Source organism: Microvirga tunisiensis (assembly GCF_009296175.1).
In the GTDB taxonomy this organism is placed as follows: Bacteria; Pseudomonadota; Alphaproteobacteria; order Rhizobiales; family Beijerinckiaceae; genus Microvirga; species Microvirga tunisiensis.
The window spans coordinates 1-6,131 of the sequence record NZ_VOSK01000344.1; the positions used below are offsets into that span (position 1 = coordinate 1).

Annotated in this window: 5 protein-coding genes; all 5 read left to right on the forward strand. The window is 57.7% G+C overall.

Annotated features, from left to right (window positions below):
- Nucleotides 1-355: 355 nt before the first annotated feature.
- Nucleotides 356-1,270: a nodulation factor ABC transporter ATP-binding protein NodI gene (gene nodI / locus FS320_RS36080; RefSeq protein WP_152717166.1), complete on the forward strand. Its 915-nt coding sequence runs from the start codon at nt 356-358 to the stop codon at nt 1,268-1,270.
- Between the two features lie 3 nt (nt 1,271-1,273).
- Nucleotides 1,274-2,062 (forward strand): ABC transporter permease, encoded by a 789-nt coding sequence (locus FS320_RS36085; protein WP_152717167.1) that lies wholly within the window; start codon nt 1,274-1,276, stop codon nt 2,060-2,062.
- A 127-nt stretch (nt 2,063-2,189) separates the two neighbouring features.
- Nucleotides 2,190-4,238: a carbamoyltransferase family protein gene (locus tag FS320_RS36090; RefSeq protein WP_152717170.1), complete on the forward strand. Its 2,049-nt coding sequence runs from the start codon at nt 2,190-2,192 to the stop codon at nt 4,236-4,238.
- Between the two features lie 332 nt (nt 4,239-4,570).
- Nucleotides 4,571-5,542: a nodulation protein NodZ gene (locus tag FS320_RS36095; protein ID WP_152717168.1), complete on the forward strand. Its 972-nt coding sequence runs from the start codon at nt 4,571-4,573 to the stop codon at nt 5,540-5,542.
- 135 nt (nt 5,543-5,677) lie between these two features.
- On the forward strand, nt 5,678-6,131 hold a 454-nt coding region (locus FS320_RS36100; protein WP_152717169.1), incomplete at its 3' end, for an IS5 family transposase.

Genomic DNA, 6,131 nt, shown 5'->3' on the forward strand with positions numbered 1-6,131 from the left:
GCTCGCCCGCTTTTGGAGTCCGGATCGGCTTCCGGGCGGATCGAGTTGCCGACCTTAGACATGGAGACACTATGCGCATCTGTGGGATCAATCTGACTCATGACGGGGCGATCGCCCTCGTCGAGGACGGACGTGTGCCGCCCGACCGGGAGGCTGCGCGCTGCAGAGTGCGGCTGCTCGCTACACTCCTCACCTGCAACAAAACCTTGGTTTGTCTTACCGCGCACGCCGAGCGCGCACTTCGCGCGCTGGGCGGACGCATTGAACACATATGGTACGACGGCCCGATGTTAGCCAAAGCGCGTGCAAGCGAGCCATCGTCGATCGAGGTGCGTTCTTCAGATGAGGCGAGCCCATGTCAAGCGTAGCAGTCGGCTTTGCCGGGGTAACGAAGTCATATAGTGGCAAAACTGTTGTCGACGGGCTGTCGTTCACCGTCGCGCCCGGAGAGTGCTTCGGCCTTCTGGGACCGAACGGCGCGGGCAAGAGTACGATTGCACGTATGATCCTTGGCATGACACAGCCTGACGCGGGTAAGATCACGGTGCTCGGAGTGCCAGTGCCGGCGCGGGGTCGCTTGGCACGCAAGGGCATCGGAGTAGTGCCTCAGTTCGACAATCTTGACTCGGAATTCACGGTACGCGAGAACCTGTTGGTGTTCGGGCGCTACTTCGGCATGAGCACACGCGCGATCGCAGCGATCATCCCATCGCTCCTCGAGTTCGCCCGCCTTGCGAACAAGGCAGATGCACGTGTCGCCGACCTATCCGGCGGCATGAGGCGGCGCCTGACGCTGGCACGTGCGCTGATCAACGACCCGCAGCTACTCGTAATGGACGAGCCGACTACCGGCCTCGACCCGCACGCGCGCCACCTGATCTGGGAGCGTCTGCGTTTTCTACTGGCGCGCGGCAAGACGATCATTTTGACTACCCATTTTATGGAAGAGGCTGAGCGGTTGTGCGATCGGCTGTACGTTCTCGAGCATGGGCGCAACATCGCCGAAGGCAGTCCCCATGCGTTGATTGAGGAGCACATCGGGTGCCACGTGATCGAGATCTTCGGCGGTAATCCACAAGAGCTGAGTTCGCTGATCAGGCCACACGTTCAGCGCATCGAGGTGAGCGGCGAGACGCTCTTTTGCTATGCGCCCGATCCGGAGAAGGTGCGCGTGCAACTGCGCGGGCACGCAGGTCTGCGCCTTCTGCAGCGTTTACCTAATCTGGAGGATGTTTTCTTGCGGCTGACCGGGCAAGAGTTGGAGAAGTGAACGATGGGTGGAGGTTTTGCGGCGGTACTACCCGCCAACGCATGGAACTGGGCTGCGGTGTGGCGCCGCAACTATCTGGCATGGAAGAAGGTCGCACTTGCGTCAATTCTCGGTAACCTCGCCGATCCCATGATCTCCCTTTTCGGACTCGGCACTGGCCTCGGAATATTAGTAGGTCGCGTTGAAGGTACCTCGTACATTGCTTTTTTGGCAGCCGGCATGGTCGCGACAAGCGCGATGGTCGCGTCGACCTTCGAAACGATTTATGCCGCTTTCTCTCGTATGCACGAGCGGCGCACCTGGGAAGCAATCCTGTACACACAACTGACTCTCGGCGACATCGTTCTCGGTGAATTGGCGTGGGCAGCCACCAAGGCCCTTTTGGCCGGTACGGCAATTGCGATTCTCGCCGTCGTGCTGGGCTATGCGGCGTGGCCGTCCGTCCTCTACGCGCTGCCAGTCATCGCTCTCACCGGGTTCACCTTTGCGGGCCTAGCGATGATCGTCACTGCGCTTGCGCCCAGTCACGATTACTTCGTGTTCTACCAGACGCTCGTAATCACACCCATGATGTTCCTCTGCGGTGCCGTCTTCCCGATCACCCAATTACCCGGCGCCCTTCAGCAGGTAGGGCGCTTCTTGCCGCTGGCCCATTCGATCGAGCTCATCCGCCCGGCGATGCTTGACCGCGCCGCCGGCAGCATCGCTCTGCACATTGGTGCGCTGTGCGTCTACGCGGTGTTGCCATTCTTCCTATCAGCGGCCCTGTTTCGTCGGCGCCTGATGCGTTGAAAGATTTCTTGATGTTGGTGACGTCCGACTGGCCTTCGCGGCGACCAGCGACAATCCAGCCTAGTTGCGTGGGATGGTCTTGAGCCAAGGCAATGACGCCGGCTTGTTACGATGAATGGAGACTGAAATGCTATGCCTAGGATTGAGCGGCGGACTCGACAAAGTCTATGAAAACCGATTCGAGCTTCCGAACGCCTTTATGCACGATGGCGCCGCGGTGCTCGTCCGAGACGGACAGGTGATAGCCGCCGTAGAAGAGGAACGCCTTAATCGGATCAAACACTCCAACAAGCTTCCATGTCGTTCGATTCAGTACTGTCTTTCAGCGGCGGGGGTTCAGCTCAGCGACATTGATCGTATCGCGGTCTACGCTAGCGAGCCCTATGCCAACGCCATGCTTGAAGGTATGTCCGCTTCCCACCCCGACGTTCTCTCCATTCCATTAGGTGCTAAAGCGGTAATGCAAGACCTGTTAGCGCGTGAGTTCGGTACTGAGTTGGACGGTTCGCGCATTTCATTCGTAAGTCATCATCAGGCGCACGCCGTGAGCGCTTTTGCAATGTCGGGCTTCGAGGAAAGTCTTATTCTGGCGGTAGATGGCTGTGGTGATTTCCTCTCGGGCCTGCTGGCGGTAGGGTCTGGTACAGAAATTACCCAACTCGAGGCTTTCCCGGAGAACAATTCTCTTGGGCTGTTTTATCTCGAGACAATCCGGTATCTCGGCTATGGCATGTTCGATGAGTACAAGGTGATGGGGCTTGCCCCATACGGGGACCCCGCTCCCTATCGCAAACTCTTCGAGCAGCTCTACGAGCTCTCCGCCGAAGGTGGTTACCGTGTTCACCTCGACCGGATCGGTCCGACGTTGCTTCGCAACATCCAGGTCAGGCGGAAGGGAATGCCAGTCACCCAGCAGCATCGAGATGTAAGTGCGTCATTGCAGGAAGCGCTAGAGCGGATGGTGTTTCATATTCTCCGGCATCATCGTGAGACTACCGGTATGAAGCGATTGTGCTTGGCTGGGGGGGTAGCCCACAACTGCACGATGAACGGTAAACTGCTGTATTCGGGGCTTTTCGAAGACATCTTCGTGCAACCGGCATCGCACGACGCTGGCTGCGCATTGGGCGCTGCACTAATGGTGTCAAACGAGCTAGGCCGCCCTGCGCCACGCAAGCGATTGCAGGAGGTCTATTGGGGGCCTGATCTCGGTAACGACCGCGCGGTTGAGCAGGAACTGAATGCATGGGCCGGGCACCTAGATATTGAGCGCACTGATGACGTGGCAAGCAGTGCAGCCGACTGGATCGTTAATGGCGCTGTGATTGGCTGGGTGCAGGGTCGTTCGGAGTTCGGGCCACGTGCCCTTGGTAACCGCAGCATTCTTGCTGACCCGCGGCCTGCCGCAAACAAGGATCGGATCAACGCGATGGTCAAGAAGCGCGAGGGCTATCGACCGTTTGCGCCGTCAGTGTTGGAGGAGGATGCGCGCGAATTCTTCGACCTACCGGACGGTAGGCATGAATTTCCCTTCATGAATTTCGTCGTTCGCGTGCGTGGCTCAAAGCGCGCCTTGCTCGGCGCCATTACGCACGTCGACGGTACGGCTCGCCTGCAAACAGTGTCGCGCCACGCCAATCCTTCTTATTGGGAAGTCATCAATGCGTTCAAGAAGCGCACAGGCACCCCAATTCTGCTCAACACGTCCTTTAACAACAATGTCGAACCGATCGTGGATTCGGTTGCAGACGCGATTGCCACATTCCTGACGACAGAGCTGGATGGACTTGTGGTCGGGCCCTTCCTGGTAAAAAAGCGGGCCGCAATGCTGCAGGATTGGACTGCGCTCGCGGTTTCATTGCCGCCCTATGTGTCCCTCCATCAGGCCCGTGCTTACACAGCGTGGGATCGTCAGGAGACTGTCTGTGAGATCCGTACGAACCACTCCAGCAGTGACAGTGTGCGGGTTTCACACGATCTGTTTGATCTGCTGATGCGGGTTGACGGCGAAGCCGTGGTGGAAGATCTCCTCAATACACTTACGCCGGATCAGGCTAAACGTGAAGCTCTGATGGAGGGCCTGCAACGACTCTGGGAGCAGCGCCTCGTTCGATTGCATCCCTCACAAGCTGCTCGCATGGGTCAAGACCGCGATCAAATGCCGGATCGGGCATAAGGAGCTGCCATGAATGCGTCCGTTTCAGATAGGCGCTGTGGGTCACATCGGTTTGCGTCGAACCTCAAGAGAACTGTATGTCCATTATATCCAGCAGGCGGTCGGTGCGGACCGTTGGGGTCTTCAATACAAACCATTCAAACGCTGGACACGTAACGGGCTCGCCCAAAATGGATCTCTTGGTTCCAGTGGGGTGCACGAAGAGTTCTACCGCCGCAATTGGCTAGGATCGCGACCGCTCATGCCTAGGGTCGGGCAAGGCCATACATTGACCGTAGTTTCCTAATCGCTTTCGTATTCCGTGACGACACAAAACCTTGTTGGGTGGTCTAATGAAGGATCGATTCGTTGTCTCTCGACGTCGTACTGGTTTCGGTGATTGCCTATGGTCGCTTGCGGCAGCTTGGTCTTACGCGCAGCGGACAGGGCGGACGCTAGCGGTAGATTGGCGCGGCTCCTGCTACGTCGATGAACCCCTTACGAACGCCTTTCCGGTGTTCTTCGAGCCAATCCAGGACATCGCTGGCGTCTCGGTCATTTGCGACGATCGGATAAACCAGCTCTCATTTCCTGGACCTTTCTTCCCGCCGTGGTGGAATAAGCCATCGATCGACTGCGTTTACCGGCCAGATGAACAGATCTTCCGGGAACGTGACGAGCTGAGAGATCTTTTCGAAGGCGAAGGTGATACCGAAGCCAACACCGTCGTGTGTGATGCTTGCTTGATGTGGCGTTGCGGGGAAGATGCCGAACGACAGGTCTTTGAGAACATCAAACCCAGGCTTGAAATTGTGTCCCGGATTGAAGCCATCTACCAGGAACACTTTAAGGGGAACAGCATAATCGGGGTTCATGTCCGGCACGGCAACGGCGAAGATATTATGGAGCACGCGCCATACTGGGCTGATCCGGAGTTTTCCTTGCAGCAAATATGCACTGCTATTCATGAAGCCAAAGCGCTCCCGCATCCAAAACCTGTAAGGGTGTTCTTGTGTACGGACAGCGCGCAGGTGCTCAAGAAGTTATTGGGCGTATTTCCCGACCTTTTCACTATCCCGAAACGCCTTCTGCCGCATCGGGCCGGGCCACTACATAGCGAAGCACTGGGGGCTGACGGCGGCTTTTCTGCTCTCGTCGAGATGTATCTCCTTGGGCGATGCGATACCGTGATTCGTTTTCCGCCCACCAGCGCCTTCTCGCGCTATGCCCGCCTCTTCGTGCCACGCGTTGTCGAGTTCGATTTGAACAATCCGAGTCGTTTGATCGTGATTGATAACTTGTCCAGATCCCCTCCGGCTTTATAACTATACCGGCAACCTCGCCGATTTAGAGGCTGGTGAGCAATTTTATTGCTCACTGCAAGTGTTTGATTCAGCATAGGTTTGGTGCTGGGCCGCTGAGGCGGATGCGGGCTGTTTCATGATTAGGGAGCCCGTGCCATGGAGGTCTGTTCTTACGTCAGCGATCTCACCGATGCTGAATGGGCGCTGCTCGAACCGCTGATCCCCCGCAGTCATCCCGCTGGGCGGCGGCAGACCTACCCGTTACGGCGCATCGTCGATGCCATCTTCTATCTGCTGCGCACCGGGGCGCAATGGCGGCTGCTGCCGCACGAGTATCCGCCGCGCGGTGCTGTCTTCTACCACTATGCGCAGTGGCGCGAGGATGGTACCTGGGAACACGTGACCCAGGTTCTGCGCGAGAGCTATCGCTGTCAGACCGGCCGCAATCCGCAGCCGAGTGCGGCGATCATCGACAGCCAATCAGTGAAAACCTCTGAGATGGGCGGACCGCGTGGATACGATGGCGGCAAGAAGATCAACGGCCGCAAGCGCCATCTTCTGGTTGATACACAAGGCAATCTGCTGAAGAACAAGGTGCATCCCGCCGACC